Annotated in this window: 9 protein-coding genes; 1 reads left to right on the top strand and 8 read right to left on the bottom strand. The window is 49.6% G+C overall.

The features are described 5' to 3' along the window. Positions 1-60: 60 nt before the first annotated feature. A complete protein-coding gene (locus E8L90_RS24555) occupies positions 61-681 on the top strand; it encodes a cupin domain-containing protein (RefSeq protein WP_137031732.1) in 621 nt (206 codons plus the stop codon). Positions 682-799: 118 nt separating this feature from the next. Here E8L90_RS24555 and E8L90_RS24550 read toward each other — a convergent pair whose 3' ends face one another. The 8 genes from E8L90_RS24550 to E8L90_RS24515 all read right to left on the bottom strand — a co-directional run bounded on the left by E8L90_RS24550 (position 800) and on the right by E8L90_RS24515 (position 15,021). Next, positions 800-1,534: an MBL fold metallo-hydrolase gene (locus E8L90_RS24550; RefSeq protein ID WP_137031731.1), complete on the bottom strand. Its 735-nt coding sequence runs from the start codon at positions 1,532-1,534 to the stop codon at positions 800-802. A gap of 206 nt (positions 1,535-1,740) precedes the next feature. After that, entirely contained in the window at positions 1,741-4,239 is a 2,499-nt protein-coding gene (locus tag E8L90_RS24545) for a GAP1-N2 domain-containing protein (protein WP_137031730.1), read from the bottom strand. Then, complete coding sequence (locus tag E8L90_RS24540) at positions 4,239-5,504, bottom strand: TRAFAC clade GTPase domain-containing protein (RefSeq protein WP_137031729.1); 1,266 nt, start codon at positions 5,502-5,504, stop codon at positions 4,239-4,241. Before E8L90_RS24540 ends, E8L90_RS24545 begins: the two co-directional genes overlap by 1 nt. A 13-nt stretch (positions 5,505-5,517) precedes the next feature. Next, complete coding sequence (locus E8L90_RS24535; RefSeq protein WP_137031728.1) at positions 5,518-6,153, bottom strand: beta-mannanase; 636 nt, start codon at positions 6,151-6,153, stop codon at positions 5,518-5,520. 17 nt (positions 6,154-6,170) lie between these two features. Further along, entirely contained in the window at positions 6,171-7,445 is a 1,275-nt protein-coding gene (locus E8L90_RS24530) for a vWA domain-containing protein (protein WP_137031727.1), read from the bottom strand. After that, complete coding sequence (locus E8L90_RS24525; RefSeq protein WP_137031726.1) at positions 7,442-9,790, bottom strand: hypothetical protein; 2,349 nt, start codon at positions 9,788-9,790, stop codon at positions 7,442-7,444. The genes E8L90_RS24530 and E8L90_RS24525 overlap by 4 nt, the downstream gene beginning before the upstream one ends. Before the next feature lie 34 nt (positions 9,791-9,824). Continuing rightward, positions 9,825-13,214, bottom strand: a complete 3,390-nt coding sequence (locus E8L90_RS24520; protein WP_137031725.1) for a tubulin-like doman-containing protein — start codon at positions 13,212-13,214, stop codon at positions 9,825-9,827. Between the two features lie 13 nt (positions 13,215-13,227). After that, positions 13,228-15,021, bottom strand: a complete 1,794-nt coding sequence (locus E8L90_RS24515; RefSeq protein ID WP_137031724.1) for a vWA domain-containing protein — start codon at positions 15,019-15,021, stop codon at positions 13,228-13,230. Positions 15,022-15,117 lie beyond the last annotated feature (96 nt).

The raw sequence follows: 15,117 nt of genomic DNA, 5'->3' as shown, positions 1-15,117 counted from the left end.
TTTAATCTATATTCTGTCTTAAAATAATCTCTTTTTACTATTTTTCAAGGAGGTATAGTTTTGTCAAATCTAAGTCGCAGTGTAAGTAACCCACACAATAATGAAGTGGTCACCTTTTTAAAGACAACGGAAGAAACGAATGGCGAATATTTGTTATTCCGTACCGATCTTCCACCGGATAACGGGATTTTTCTACACTATCATACAAAACTTGTCGAAACCTTTGAAGGTGTAATTGGAAATTTAGAGGTAACCCTTGATGGAAAAAAAGTAATCCTGAAGCCGGGAGAGAAGCTAAACATACCGACAGACAAGGTTCATGGCTTTCATAATCCCTCTAACGAATTCGTCAGCTTCCATGTCGAAATCCGTCCGGCTGGTACTTTTGAAGCGTTTGTCCGCTGTGGATACGGGCTCGACACGGACGGGCGCAGCTTTTATTTGCCGTTTATCAAGCAAAATATCCCGAAAAATATTCTTCTCTTGGGAACGATCTTTCAGATGGGACAGTTTTACCTCCCAATCATACCGCGCTTCCTGCAAAAAGGCATGTTCGCTGTGTTGGCTGCATTGGCTCGTTGGACAGGCTCAGATAAGTCGCTGGAGAAATACTACAAAACCTCTCCAACTGCACCAATCTCCCATTCCGAAGTCGAGCAAACAGCGGAAAAGACGTTATAAGGATAAAATGCGAAAGACACCATAGGGATTACTCCAACTTTGGTGTCCTCCACGCTTCTTATATCCACATATACCAACCTGGATTCATTGTTTTAACGTGCAAGATCATGCAACCACTTCACCGTATCAAAGCATAAAGCTGCTCTTGCACGTTGTCTTGGCACATGCCTCCATGATAACAAATGATGCTATTAATTTCCAAGTTCTCGAATTTTTTTATTGAATTTACTGCTATTTCCATATCGAGCGTGTTTTGCGGAATTGGTCCTCGTAGTACTTCGTTCATGTACACCATAGCATCCCCTGCTATCAAGGCCTTGCTATCTTCTACATAAAGGCTGATATGCCCCGGCGTATGTCCGGGAGTATGAATGATGCGAATTCCCCCACAATAAGGCAGAATCTCTCCGTCTGCCAGTGTCTTGTGCACCATTGCCTTTGGCGGATTTTCGCAAAGCCATTGCAAGTACTCGTGTTCCTTTTCAGGTAACATCGCAAGTAATGGCGCCATGCTTTTGGGATTTGCTTTGAGGAGAGGACGTGTGCCTTCGATGTACGGCCGATCCAGCTCATGCGCATATATTTCAACTCGTCCACCAAGCTCTCGAACGATTGCTGGAAGACTGCCGATATGATCAAGGTCCTGATGTGTCAAAATGATAGCCTGTAAACGCTCAGGTGGTATGCCAGCACGGCTCATCTCCTGACAAATGGTCTCCCACGAACCAGGCATTCCTGTATCTACTAATACCGCTCGGTCATCATCCCAAAGCAAGGTGGGATAGATCACCATCGGCTTGCCAAATGCCTCTCCTTGTAACGGAATCATTTTCACACCTGTGTTAGCTTTCATACCCTATTCCTCCTCGCACCTTTTTATCGCACAACTACTTTTTATCACGGAGCGAGGATATTGTTCAACATAAAAATATTTAATTATAACACAAACAAAAATATTTGTCAACCATTATTTTAGACGTCTCTTTGACAGCAATTACACCCGAATTACGCGGTCGCTCCAACTAGAGCAAACCGCGTTGGCGCTATTATCACCATAGTTTAGGGTGTAGTTGTCTGAACAGGCTGCCCACCCGTGGATGCATCTTGGCTTCGCTCCCCAAGAATGCGGCGAACAGGTTGGATGTCAGGCTCGTCCACCATCAATCGATAAGCCGGTACGAACACAGCCGGTGGGCGGATCGGTTCAGGCTGTGTTTCAGGTGGCTGTACGTGCGCAGCCGTACCTCCCCAAACCATATAGCCTCCCCACGCTCCGGCACCGAGCAAGACAACTGCGCTGCATATCACTGTTGCTTTGTGCCGAAACAGCTTCACAAGCGGATTGGCTGTTTTACTGCGCACCTCGTCCAAAAGCTTGCGGAAATCAGCATTTCGGATCGCATACCACCGTTTTCGCCATTCTTTATCCCGCAATCTCTTGCCTTTCTCCTCAAGGAAAAAGACCTTCAATGCTTGTCTGTATGCAGGCAGCAAATACTTTCCTTCGAAAAACATCCGCTGGCTCATCGTCCATTGGATAAAGGACAACGTAACGGCTTCCCCATCATTTTGCTGAACATACTCCAGCAATTCTGCAAACTGGAAGCCTTCCTGACCAAAATGATCCTCCTGATAAAAGACCAGCGGCACCTGCGGAAACTCGTCAGCCTGGAGCGGTTTACTCAACATATTCTGGATCATTCTTTGTTGCACAGAAATCGCTTCCCGATCCCATTTCCGGAAAAACTCTGCCGGGTGTGGCGTGCTTCTCTCTTCATGCAGCTTCGCCAGATTCATGAGCATTTCTTGCTTGTGGCGACTCTCCATATCCAGCGTTCCGAAAAAGCTCTGTGGCTTCTCCTCCAAGAGGGCGATAAGAACCTGGAAATCATCCTTGGTTATCGTGTCTAGCGCGACGAGCTTCATCAAGGACTTGTCCAGCTCATCCAACAGCTCATCAGCATAGCTGCGTGCCCCATCGATGCTTTCAAAGAACTGGTGGATAGTAATGGCGGCAGCGAGCTTTTGACGTTCCCGTGCAAATAGACGCAGAACTTTCTCCGTCGTGGTAGAAACAAAAACAGCATTACGCATAGCTTGCGGTTCTGTTTCCGTCCAAAACCGGATTTCCTTTAGCATCTGGTCCAAGCTGGTCACGGCGGCTACCCGCTCGGTCATATAATCCTCAAAGAGCGGCTTCACCAACTGCGGATAGCCGAAAATCGTCCGCATCATGAAGCCAAACAGCTCCCGGTTGCTGGACAAATGCTTGTACACCTCAGCGACGTAGCTACTCTGTCTTGCGGTCTTGGCCTTCATCAACACGTCCATCAAGAAGCGGATCAAATCCATTTGCAGGCGTTCCTGCTTGGTGACACGGTAAGATTCAATCATTTGCTTGATAGTCTCACCGTCAGGCAGCTGTTTGGACGAAAGCGCCTCTACTTCGATCCGCATTAGCATTTCCTGAAGCTCGATCAGCCGTTTCTTGCGGGTCAAGCTGCTGTGCCCCAAATAGCTGTTCAACGCCTGCCAAACGCCCGCCCGCTTGCTCTCATACACGGACGTTCGTCCCTTTTCAATCAAATACAGGGCGCACAGCTCATAGTACGTGCGTATGTTCAAGGCCAGTGCATGGTCTGCTCCAGCCAGCACTTCCTCACAAAATTCGTGGAACGCATCCAGAATCCGTGGCTCATTCACATACTCCCAGGCAAAGTCGAGGTATTCGTGTCCTCCGTCCTGCAAATCGACGTTCTGAACGCGACCAAGGGAGAAATCGAACAAAAAGTCTTTGTCGCTGTGCCCTCCGCCTGGGCGTATGCTTCCTTTTTCCACAAATGTGACATGGATATGCTTCTTGCTTTGCGGCTCGTGGCTAAAAGTGAGAAAACCAAAATGTCTGCGCATCTCATAAGGCAGACAACTGTACAAAATCTCCAACAATTGAGCAGCACTCTTGGATGAGGCACTACTATCCACATCCAGGCTGATGAACACCTTCTTTTTCGCTGCAAGTGAGGACATCACCGCAAAGAGGAGCTGCTTGAATAAACGCTGATCGACTCCCAATTGCCCTAGCAGTTGTTTTCGGTCTTGCGGCAAGCCTTTTTCTGAAGGGATGTCATCGACGGTTGGAAGCTCCTTGCCCGCAGCATCGTCGTGGCGATCTGCAAAAGTGCGCACTCCGAAGATCTTGCCCGGGTTCTTGATAAACTCATCCCTGCGCGCTACCGGAATAACATAGTTGTGGCTAAAAAACGTATTACGCTGCCCGGTAAAGTCCGCTCCGACAAATACACTTCTACCGAGAACCATCTCACCTGATTCGGACTGAAAGCTGACGAGCGCCTCTGGATAGAGCGCCAGATTGCTTTCCGCACGCTCCTGAAGCTGTCGCGGCGCATCGTAAACGCAAAATGGATGGAGCGCCTTCTTGATGAATTGGTTATCCAGCCCTGGCGTTTTGGCGACAGTATCGTATCCTTCGTTCGAACGGAAAACCCCTTGTCGCCCGCGGGTGTAGTACTGCTGCAAAATGGGCTGACGGTTGCTCACTACCGCTCCCTCCCCTCGATGTAATCAAGCTGGTGCATCAACCAAATAAACGGTTCATCGACGCGAATCGGCGTCACGACACCGCTCACCCTTTGATTGACTGGATTGCTCCCCAGCGCAGATACAGCGAAATAGGCCGTATTCGTAAAGTAAACATCCAACGCGTCTTTAAACGGTCTATCCACCTTTTCGATGAATCGGCGAATTTCACCATCGATGTTCTCAAATTCAGCCGTATTTAAATATTGTTCATGGACAAAATTGCGGAAAACATTGCTGTTCGACTTGATGTATTCACCATCGTCTTCCTTGATCAGATGCAGCATGTCGCTTTTCGTCAACACGACAGCAGTCGGAATATGGGTCTTGCTCTGCTCCTGGTAGCCGATGAAGTTCTCAAACAGCGTAATGACGACCTCACGCGGCTCGTCGTATCTTGCCGTGAATTCCCCTGGCTCGTCCCCTGCTTGCAGCATGACCCGATCGCGAATCGTCTTGATTTGCAGCGGATCGACCAGGAACAGGATGCCAGATGAGTTTTTCACATGCGACGCATACAGCTCCAAATACTCGCGGTCGACCATTCCCTCGCCTGCTACGTCAAAAAACACCAGGATCAATGGTGCCTTGTCGCTATCCTTGAAAATGAACTGGAAGATGAACGGTTCCTGACGCTTTTCTTTTTGCGTAGAATCAAGCAACTGTCCGCGTTCAAACAAAGGCGCCTCGTAGTTCTCCCGGAACTTGCGGCTAATCTGCGCATTGAGCGGCATACACGCAGCATCAAAGTGATTCGCAGTCGTGTTTTGCAAAGTATGGATCAATGAGGTCATGTAAACGGACTTCCCGACTTGGGACGCCCCGACAATCGAAATAATATTGCTCGGTGCTTTCCCCGCTGTAATCGGCAGCTCGTTGTGGCATTTCGGGCATAATCTGCGCTTGGAAACCATGCCATAACGGTCGGTCACACCTGCGAGGACGTTATCGACGTACAAATGGTTTTCCTCCGGGATGGATTCCGGATCGATCACCGCTTCCAGCTCGTCGATAGCATCCAGTCCGAATTTATCCCGATACGCATTGAGAAGCTCATCCTCCTGCAACGCGTAGTCTTCGTCGTCCTCGCGATGATGTGTGGCACGGAAGACAACTTGGTCCGGTCCGTATTTGGCGAAGCAGTACGGGCAGACAATATCGTAAAAAGGAAGCCGTTCCTTGACCTGCGGCTTCTTCTCAAACATGTTTTTCAAAAACGATAGCATGGCGCATCCCCTCCTATTCAGGAATCAGTTCGTACATTTCTCCGTATTTTTTCCCGTCCGTAAAAAACAGGCGGACGACGTCTTTTTTCCTGACCTCGATCTCCGGCATCAGATTGACACCGGGCTCGAGATCACGTATGAAATTGTATCGGGTACCATCATCCTTGTGGGCGGGAGGAGAGCCTTCTTTTTTTACGTAGCAAAGTACGTCCCGCGCGATTGGAATCTCTGAAAAAATGCGAATCTGCAACGATTGATGCTTGCTGAACCAGCTTCCGCCCCGTTTGAACGAGTAGTAGATTTTGGCCTTTCCTGTGCTGACGTGGATCACATGGGCATCCCCGTCTGGCATGAGCAGTAGCGGCTTGCCATTGTCCAATCGGCATGGAAAGATGCGGTATGTGTACCTGCCGATGCCGTCTGTTTTTTCCCGCAGCCCTTTGTGGACCTTGTATTCCTCTCGGGTATACAGCTTGAACTGACGATCATCCAGCTCGTTTACGTCAAAAGGGGCGCCAAACTGCGACTTGTGCACGTACACGCACGAAATATCCTGCGCCCAATGCCAATTGAGCACATACTCGCTCCCTTGATGCTGGCAGGTGACGTCCTTGATGAAGGTTTCTGTTGTTTCCTCCCGATTAATCATGATTCATCATGCTCCCTTTACTCAAACCGCTTGCTGCTTTGGTTCCCGGCGTCCAACGCGCGAGGGTTTTGTCTGTTGTTCAGTCTGCGCTTTGCAAAAGACGATCCGCCACTCATGGAAGCTGGCACAAAGAGAGTGAACAATGTCAGGATGACGGCGAGCAAGGAACACGCCAGCAAACGTACCACCATATCGAGCAAATCGATCGACGACAGACCCATTTCCAAAACGAGTCCAGCTAACAGTCCTGATACCGCCCCGCCAATCGTGAAGCTTTTGGCCAGATGGCGATTGTCAAAAATCAGACCCAGCGCCAATCCGAGCAAAGCACCGAGGATCAGAACACTGACCACACGGGTAATCGCGTAAAACATGTTTGCTTCTGTTGCTCCTGTCCGCTCGGAAACGATATTGCGGTCTGTTCGGCTCATATCGTAAATCTGACCAAAGATTCCTGTCATTTGGTCCGCGTGTTCGACATTGAAGTAGCTACCGCCAGTCTCAGCAGCGATCTCTTGAAGCAGCGCCGTTCCGTCTGCATCAATTTTGCTCATGCCTACCGTATGGACAATTACATGATTTTGTTTGTAGGGCGCAAGTGCGGCAGGGACATCCAGACCACTATAGCCGTCTGACATCAGCACGACCGTACTGTTCGCCATTTGATTGGCCTGCATCTGGTCCAGCCCCGCTTGCAGCGCCAGGTCGATCCGGGTGCCTCCATCCGTTCGTGGATATCGGAGCAGCTTCTTCACAACCTCATCCTTCACGGACTGGCTACTCAGCTCGGTAAGGGGTTGCAGCACATTCGTTTGATCGTGAAACGTAACCACCGCTATGTTCATGTCACTGTCCATGCGCTGCACCATGTCGGCTGCTGCTTTGAACAATTGATTATCCGGGTCAGACGACTGCATGCTGCCTGACGTATCCAGAACCATGATAATATTGTTGGTCCCGCTGGCCTGCTGAAACGATGACCCGTACAGCAACTGAAGCAGCATTGCCACTACACCCACCATCAAAAACGTGCTGGGCACAAGCATTTTCCAGGAAAAGCCCAGGTAGCGCTGCTTCCAGCCGACTCCATTCAGTCGTGGCGAGATCATTTCCGCAATGAGGCACATCAGTCCTATGAAAAAGGCATATTGACCAAAATAAAGTCCCATTAACAACCATTGCGGTATTTCTCCGGACAGCTTGCCGAGCATAACTTCCCCGACCAAAAATCCGATCACGCCACCTACCAGACTACAAATTAGCATGAGTAAGCTTACCCTTCTCTGACTCATGACGCCTCATCTCCTCCCACGCGGCGAAAGACAAACCCGCTGTCCTCATAGGAAGCATGGTATTTCTTGTTATTGCGGTAAAACATCAACTCTTCCATGCCGAATCCACCCATCAGGTTCATTTTTTCTATCCCGCTTTTTTGTTCCTCGTGGATACAACCCAGCTTGTAGGTTCGTGTGCTCTCATCCTTGTGCAGCGCATACTGGACGAAGTCGTTGTGAATATCAGCAAACAAGTACTTCTCCTCATAGCGATGCTTTTGCAAGAACTGGAACACTTCAATGTGAACCGCCGCGCGCTCTTCCAGCACCAATGCCAGATCGAGGAACAAATCCTCCTTCGCAAGCACGGTTCGGTTATCGTAAGCAGCCCCGACGTTAGCACGCGCAAGCAGCTCCGCCTCAAAAGATAAAGCAAATGGTGCACGGGTGAGAATCTCGTTCCGGCAAAACTGACACAGCCGCTCCACGAGTCCGGCGAGTCGATTCCCGCTGAGCAGAGCGCCGCTGCCAATATACCGTTGTTCCATGTAAAAATCACTGCCGCGTGAAGCTTCCAATGACCGGATCGTTTCATGGACGACCGATTCGTAATATTCGTCCACGTTTTTACCCAAGTAATCAGTCGCTTCTCGAACGCTCGTCTGGGCGATTTCCCGCAGTTGCTTATGCAAGGCTTCCAGCTGCTCGACTTGCTCACCTAACTGCCGGTGAATCTGCTCTGCTTGTTTCTCAAAGCTCACAAGGATCGAGAGCATCATCTCCCAATCCAGCAGCTCCAGCTTTTTGCCATAAACAGCGTCCAGCAAATGGCGAATGAAGGTCCGCACACGCTCCTTATCCCGTGTGAAAAACCCTCCTACGCGAATGTCCTGCCGCTCCACCCGCTCTTGATAGAGATCGACCAGCTCGGCTTTCATCTGTTCGACCTGTCGAGATGTCTCGCGAATTCCGGTGCGTAGCTCATCCAGCAGGTTTGCTCCATTGGCGTGTTCGGCTGTGAGATAGTAAGCCGCATACAACCCAAGCCGTTCATCCTCGATGACGGCTTTCTGAATCAAATCAGCCAAGGACTCCTGAGACAGCATGTGCTCCAGACGTTTACGCGCACCGGAAACGACATTCGCCTCAAAAAAGGCTTGGCTGCTGCCGTCAAACAAAGCCAGCTCCGCTTCACGCATATTCATACTGCAAAGCTCACTGTAGCTGATGCCAGAGGTCATGAGCCCCGTCATTTCCTCCAGGATATGATCCTCAGGGAGAATGCCAGCCAGTTTTCGCTGCAAATCATGCGCAGTCAATCCGAGCTTTTCTCTCGCTTTAGTTTTCGGCAACACATCGCCGTCCTGAAGTCGCTCCCAATAGCGGTCAAATACTGCGGACAGCACCGTCAGCGCAATCGCATGAGTCGGTCGCTTCACTTTGGATAGACCAGCAGACGCGAGCTTGGTCTGCCCGTGATCAACCGAGATGTTGCGCATAAATTGCAGCTTGTTATAGCCATCATTGCTCTCATAAAACTCCGACTCTACTTTTTTGTTGTTCAAAAGCACCAGCTTGCTGATCAGCTCGTAATTTTCCTGCATGCCGCCTTCGATAAACAAGCCATGTTCTGTCTTGTCACTCAATAGGTACGCCAACGAAAACAACGGCGCGTTCACATGCTCCACAGGCAGTTTCACGAGATCCTCTGTTACCAAGAGATTCGCTCGATAGCTGTAATCACTTCGCTGATAACGATTGACCTCTTCCAAAAAGCTGACCGAGAGCGCTGTCGAGAATCCGAATGCTTCGCCGTTGTTCTTTTCCTGAAGCAGGACGTACAGGTCGACTGATACGTTTTTAAACAGCTCGTTGAGGTAGCCCTTGAGAAGCAGCGTCAGCTCTGGTAAAAGGATCGTAGCAGGGTCATCTGCCCTTGCCACGACAGCAATATTGACTTGCTGAAAAGCAGTGAACAACTTGCCCATTTCCGCTACCCGCACGCTTGCCAGCTTCATTACCTTGTTCAGTTCCATGGTGACAGCCTCATCGAGTAAAAAACGCTCGTGGATCGAGGTACGCATTTTTTTCTTGTCGTCATCTGCCTCTGGCAAGCGGCAACCAATTACTTGCGGATGCTCCCACGTTTTGTCCTGGTACGCATGGACATAAAGAACACCGTGACCATTTTGCCAACTGCGTTCGTTGTGGGCACGAACAGCTTGCAGTGCCTCTACGCTCTTATCCCCGAGAAAAAGGAAGAGCACGGGGTTTTGAATGCTTCGCTGTCCGTTTCCGCTATCCAGTTGTCTTTCCAATTCCGTAACGTATTGGGTCGCGAACTCTCCGATCAAATCCCTCATGCGTCCTCCTCGGTTATCAAACGATCCTGATTGTTTATTGCAGCGTCTTGCGCATATCGTTTACTTTTGACCAAATCTTTTTGTAGAACTGGAACAGCTCTTCACCGTTTACGTATTCGTCGCGGTCGTATTCCAGATCGTTTTTCGTTTCTTGGAAAGCCGTTGCGATTTCTTCAAGTTTTGCCAGCAATTGCTGCGTATCCTCTGCTGAAGTCATCGCGTCACTGCGTTTTGCAGCCTTGCGCTGGATGGTTGCCATGCTCTTGTGATCCAATGCGCGGAATTTTTCATAGATCGCGAATTCGACGTGCTTGTTGACCTTCATCAGGTTGATGAATGGCTCCCACGCATCTTCTTCCTCATCCTTGTCGTAGACGTACAGCGCACCGCGCTTGCAAATCGTCCCTGTGTAAAGGGCTTCAATAAATCGGGTCACCAGCTCTTCTTCGTCCTTGATAGCGCCTACGATCTGCTCCAGCTCCTGAATTTTGGCCTCGATTTCTTCGTATTTGCGCACCTCTTGTTCGATCAGACGAATCTGCTCTGGATAGCGAATCAGGTTTTCTTTTGCCATCTCTTCACTGATACTGCCGAACACATCACGCGTAAATTCTTGCTCCAGACCCTCTCTCATGAAGCCTTTGAGCTCAACCAATGCACGCTTGATCTCGCCAGGGCTCAGCTGGGTCGCGTCTCCTTGCGCTTGGTGCTTAGCCAAGAAAGTAGCCAGCGAGAACGGCTTCGTCACGATGGATTCATAGCGGTTGCTGGTCTTGCTGTCGCTGCCTTTTTCGCGGATGGCTCCGTAGCGCACCGCGCGGTCAAACAGTTCGCGTACGTTGGCGTTGTACGCTTTGATCCGTCCGTTTTGGTACGTATCTCCCCACGATTTTTCTGGAATCGGCGATGGGAGGTACGCCCAGTTGTTCTTTTCGGTTTGAACGAGGTGGCGTCCGATACCCTCTCTATCCAGAATGGTACGTTCGTAGCTTTCCTCGTAGACCTTCAGCGGTGTGTAAGCGAACAGTGGAACACCGTTTTTCGTATTCAGCCAGAAGATGCGGTTTTTGACTTCGCTTTCTTTGACGGTAAAGCGCGACCCGCTAATCGCTGTATTTTGATAGTTTTTAATTCCCTTCAAGATCGATGGTGCTTTCAGCGGCACGGATACAAAGCCCCAGGACGGGAAGTGCATATTGCCGAGATTGTTGCTCAGATGGAAGACCGGAATCGCCTCTTCGTCCAGCTTGCTCGCTATCTTGCGCTCTACGATGCGATCGAGTGTCTCGTCCTGACCGTATTTGATTACGAGGAATTCTTCCATCGACTTGGTGATTACCTCACCGAACTTCTCCGAGAGGAATTCGGAAATCGAGCTGACGATATCCAGCTCCTGCTCTTTGACCCACTGATCGGAGTGTCGCAGCAGCTCGCTGGTGAAGTCGCGGATCAGGTCATCCGCATCTTTTTGCTCCAGAATGTTGCTGACGACTTTGGAGATATCCGGCACACTGACGATGTTCCAGTAGTATGTCTTGTTGCCAGTGCGGTCGCTCTCTTCGCCGCCGTTGATCAGGATGTCGCCGTTTTGCTCGAAAATTTGGTTGAGTGCGTTCAAAATCTCAGTAAATACGTTATAAACGCGATTGTTTTCTGCATTCAACAAACGGTGCAGCTCTTCATAGAATTCGATCATTTGTTCCAGTTTTTCCTGATCAGCCAGGAGCTGGTATTCGTTGATCTTCGCTTCGATATAGCTGTTTTTCTTCTTCTCCTTGGAGATGAAAGCACTGCGGGCATCACCCAGCTTTTCGTTCGCATTTTCGCGCGCACCCTCGATCTCAGGCGGGTAGCTCTCCAAATTTGCCTTGAGGCTCTCGATGTAGGAGAGGATCATTTTCATCAGGCAATAGCCTTTGTCCGAATGAATCAGACGGGACGCATAGAACGGCCCTTGCTCCGGGTGCAGGAATACGCGTGTGATCATTTCGCCAAAAACAGAGATCATGTCGCCTGGCATCTGCTTTTTGGACTTGATGTACGCTTCGCGCGCTTTGGCGAGATAGCCTTGCTCCAGCTCGTGGTCGATGCTCACGACTTGCTGGGTAATGACGTTGCTGTAGTTCAGACGTTCGCTGTTTTCATAGCCTGGCAATGGTTCAGGAACGCGCTCCTCGAACTTGCGGGAAATCGAGTCGATATCGATTCCGAGCTTGCGGGCGAATTTCTCCGCATCTTCTTGTGTTGGTGCTACCGTGAACATTTTTTCCATCTTTTTAAACAAGCGATAAGCCAAGTAGGTTGTCATCTCTTCGATCGGCAAGACAGCAGAGGAAGCACCGATGACGTTGTATTGGTAGTTGGCTGCGTACGCTTTTGGCATCTGGTTGATGTTCGTACGGATGTTGCTGATATAGTCGTGGATCGCAAACTCTTCACCCGATCGCTTTTCTTCGCTCGCCATGAAGTTGGTAATGTTCTCCGCCGTTACGTTCATGCAGTAATCGTAGGCGTTTTCCAATGCTTTGCCTTCGAGATTGGTCGCAGAAATCAAATGGCACAGGTTGAATGGCGGCATTGGCGATTGCACAGTGAGCACGCTGCCGTATTGCTGGCGGAAACGCTCATTTCGCTCGTCCGCATTCATCCAGTAGTCCAGCTCTTTTAATGCCGCATAACCGTTTTTCATGATGTAGTCGCGAGTGTGCGAGCTGAGACTCTTGTTCGACAGGTTGACGTCAGGCGTGAACAGGTAGCCCAGCGTATTCACCTTGTCTACCCCCGCACTGCCGAAGTCGCGCTCCAAAATGCCTCGTACGATATAAGCGATGTCGAGGAAACAACCGCTCCCCGTTCCCCCGGACAAACCGCTCAAGAGGAATACAGTCAGCTTTTTGTTCGTGCCCTCGCACAGCATCTTGACCTTTTTCTCAATCGTTTGAACGACTTGCGTAATTTTCGTAAAGAGAAGAAGTCTCCCTGCCTGACGAACACCCGATGCTCCGCTGATTCCGTCCGTAATCGTCAGCTCTGGTGAGAGCCAGTCGGTGATGTACGGCTCCAGAATGCTGCGATTCTGCAACACACCGCCAATCTCAGGATTGGACAGGAGTACGAACTCCGTCACTGGGTCGAGTCCGATGCCTTTGTACTTTTTGTTGCGGTCATGCTCATTCGTTTCAAACGCGATGAATTCAATATTGTCCGGCTTTTCCTTGCGCTTCTTGGAAAGCTGGTCTACCGGCAGCTTGAAGCGTCTGTTCACTTGGTATTTCAGGCGCAAAAGCGCATCAATTCCTGTACCGCCTAGACCGATGACGAGCATCGGGTTATCAATGGTATCTACACGAATCTTGTCACTGACGATTCCCCCGCCGAGGGATACGTCCAATTGTTGAATGTGTTCTCTCACAACTGCTTTCATAATCGACTCACTCCTAGACGATGTAATCTACATATAAGGACTTGTTCACATTCGTTAACGAAATTTTGATCCGATCGTTTTTCTTCAGCTCTTTGCCTTTGCTTGCATCGAGGACACGTCCGGCCTTTTCGATTCGGCAGCTCGAACGATTTTCGAGGATCAGCGTATCGTTTTTCCCTGGTAAAAAGAGGACCTTCTCTGTCTCCGCAAACTCAGGGGCGAGCTGCAAGAGCTGGTGCAGCTTCACTTTTCCTTTGAACGCGTTCAGTTTCTTGTACTGCGGATTGGACTTTTCGCCTGTATCCTCATCCACGATCTCGATGGCGATTTGGCCCGCGAAGCCCTTGTTCGCCTTGCGATAGATCGACAGTGCGTACAAGCCTGCACCGATCAACAGGAGGAGAACCACGGTACCTCCTAGTACGGTCAGCCATGGAAATGGTTTCGATTCTGCAGCAGGAGCAGTGGTTGTGTTCGGCTTGCCCGCTCCAGAGCCTGCCGTTTTAGAAGCATCGACAAGGAGCGACTTTGTCTCCCGGTAAAAGCTGGTGTCTTCTGCCTTGATTTTTATCTCGTACGTATGGTCAGCCGGGATTGTGAAACTGCCTTCGAACCCGCTGCCCGTATTGTTCAGGATGACCTCATTTGTCTTATTGTCCGTCTTGTCATTGACGATCAGTGTCGCCTTCATCTGCTTGTACAGATCAGGACTCGCTATCTTTTGCCCGTTTGAAACAAGCGTAGCCTTGATCGGTACGACATCGCCAGCCTTGAAGCTCTTGGCTGTGACTGGCTCCATCTCCAATTGCAGATCGTAGTTGAAGATGAGGTTAATATCGATTTTTTCCTTCGGGACACCTTTTACCTGTAGCTTCCAATCGCCCTGCTGTGGCTTAACCAGCTTGATCATCGTGTACGCATTGGACTTCGACAGTCTGATCTGGTTGGAAGGGATTTGTACTTCCTTGCCCGCTGGGTCATACAGCTTCACTTCCACTGCTTTTTGCGACATGATTGAGATGTTGGCTTCCATGACGCTGCCATTCGGGATGGGGATCGGAATCTCCTGAGCCTGACCGTTTGCGACGAAGCTTTTCACTGGGACAACCTTCAGCTTCAGGTGATTCGCAAAGATTTCGCTCAAGATTTGCGGGAGCTTGTCCGCTGTGCTCGTTTCAAAAAATTTACCATTTGTCTCCGCAGCAATCTGCTGTAATGTCGTGCGGTTAAGCTGACCATCTGCGTTCAAGCCAATCGTGTAGATCGGATAGCCTTTGTCTTTGGCCTCTTTTACTGCTTGCTGCAGCTCTTGGTCAGACTGTGTTTGGGTACGGCTTGATGCTTTGTTCATGTAGTTGTTTCCGTCTGCCAGCAGTACGATGATCGGTGCATTGTTTGGATTGCGTCCCGCATCAATGATTTTTACTGCTTCTGTTACCCCGACAGCAATATCGGTGTAGGCACCTTTTTGCAGGCTGTCGATGAAGGCTTTGATATCGTTTTTGTCTTCTTCGGAATTAATCTCAAGCAGTGCCTTTTCTCGCTCGATCTTGTCGGTATAGGCGACTACACCGATTTTGTTCGCTTGGATCGACGTCATGTCGACGAACATTTTCATTGCTTCGTTGCTGACTTTGTTCTTATCGCTTTGGGTCATAGAGTTGCTGACATCCACGACCAGGACAGCATCCATATTGTTTCCGCTCGTTTGCGCAAAACCTGGGTGAGTGACGGAGAGGACACTGACCAAGAGCAGGACAAGACATGCCACGTATCGACATAACATTCTGAATCGTATTATTTTCATAAGAGCTCCTTTTCTTATTCGTTACAAAGAATTTGTGAAGTGTTGCAAAGAAAGTAAGACTATGACACTATTACCACTAGATTCAAGAAGTAGAAG

Source organism: Brevibacillus antibioticus, from assembly GCF_005217615.1.
Classification (GTDB): Bacteria; Bacillota; Bacilli; order Brevibacillales; family Brevibacillaceae; genus Brevibacillus; species Brevibacillus antibioticus.
Note: the sequence above shows the minus strand (reverse complement) of the source record. Positions and strands in the feature narration are given on the sequence as shown.

What these genes read in the sequence shown, in the direction of transcription:
- E8L90_RS24540 (WP_137031729.1), bottom strand. Translation starts at nt 5,504, where the DNA reads ATGCTATCGTTTTTGAAAAACATGTTTGAGAAGAAGCCGCAGGTCAAG.
- E8L90_RS24525 (WP_137031726.1), bottom strand. Translation starts at nt 9,790, where the DNA reads ATGAGGGATTTGATCGGAGAGTTCGCGACCCAATACGTTACGGAATTG.
- E8L90_RS24520 (WP_137031725.1), bottom strand. Translation starts at nt 13,214, where the DNA reads ATGAAAGCAGTTGTGAGAGAACACATTCAACAATTGGACGTATCCCTC.
- E8L90_RS24550 (WP_137031731.1), bottom strand. Translation starts at nt 1,534, where the DNA reads ATGAAAGCTAACACAGGTGTGAAAATGATTCCGTTACAAGGAGAGGCA.
- E8L90_RS24535 (WP_137031728.1), bottom strand. Translation starts at nt 6,153, where the DNA reads ATGATTAATCGGGAGGAAACAACAGAAACCTTCATCAAGGACGTCACC.
- E8L90_RS24530 (WP_137031727.1), bottom strand. Translation starts at nt 7,445, where the DNA reads ATGAGTCAGAGAAGGGTAAGCTTACTCATGCTAATTTGTAGTCTGGTA.
- E8L90_RS24515 (WP_137031724.1), bottom strand. Translation starts at nt 15,021, where the DNA reads ATGAAAATAATACGATTCAGAATGTTATGTCGATACGTGGCATGTCTT.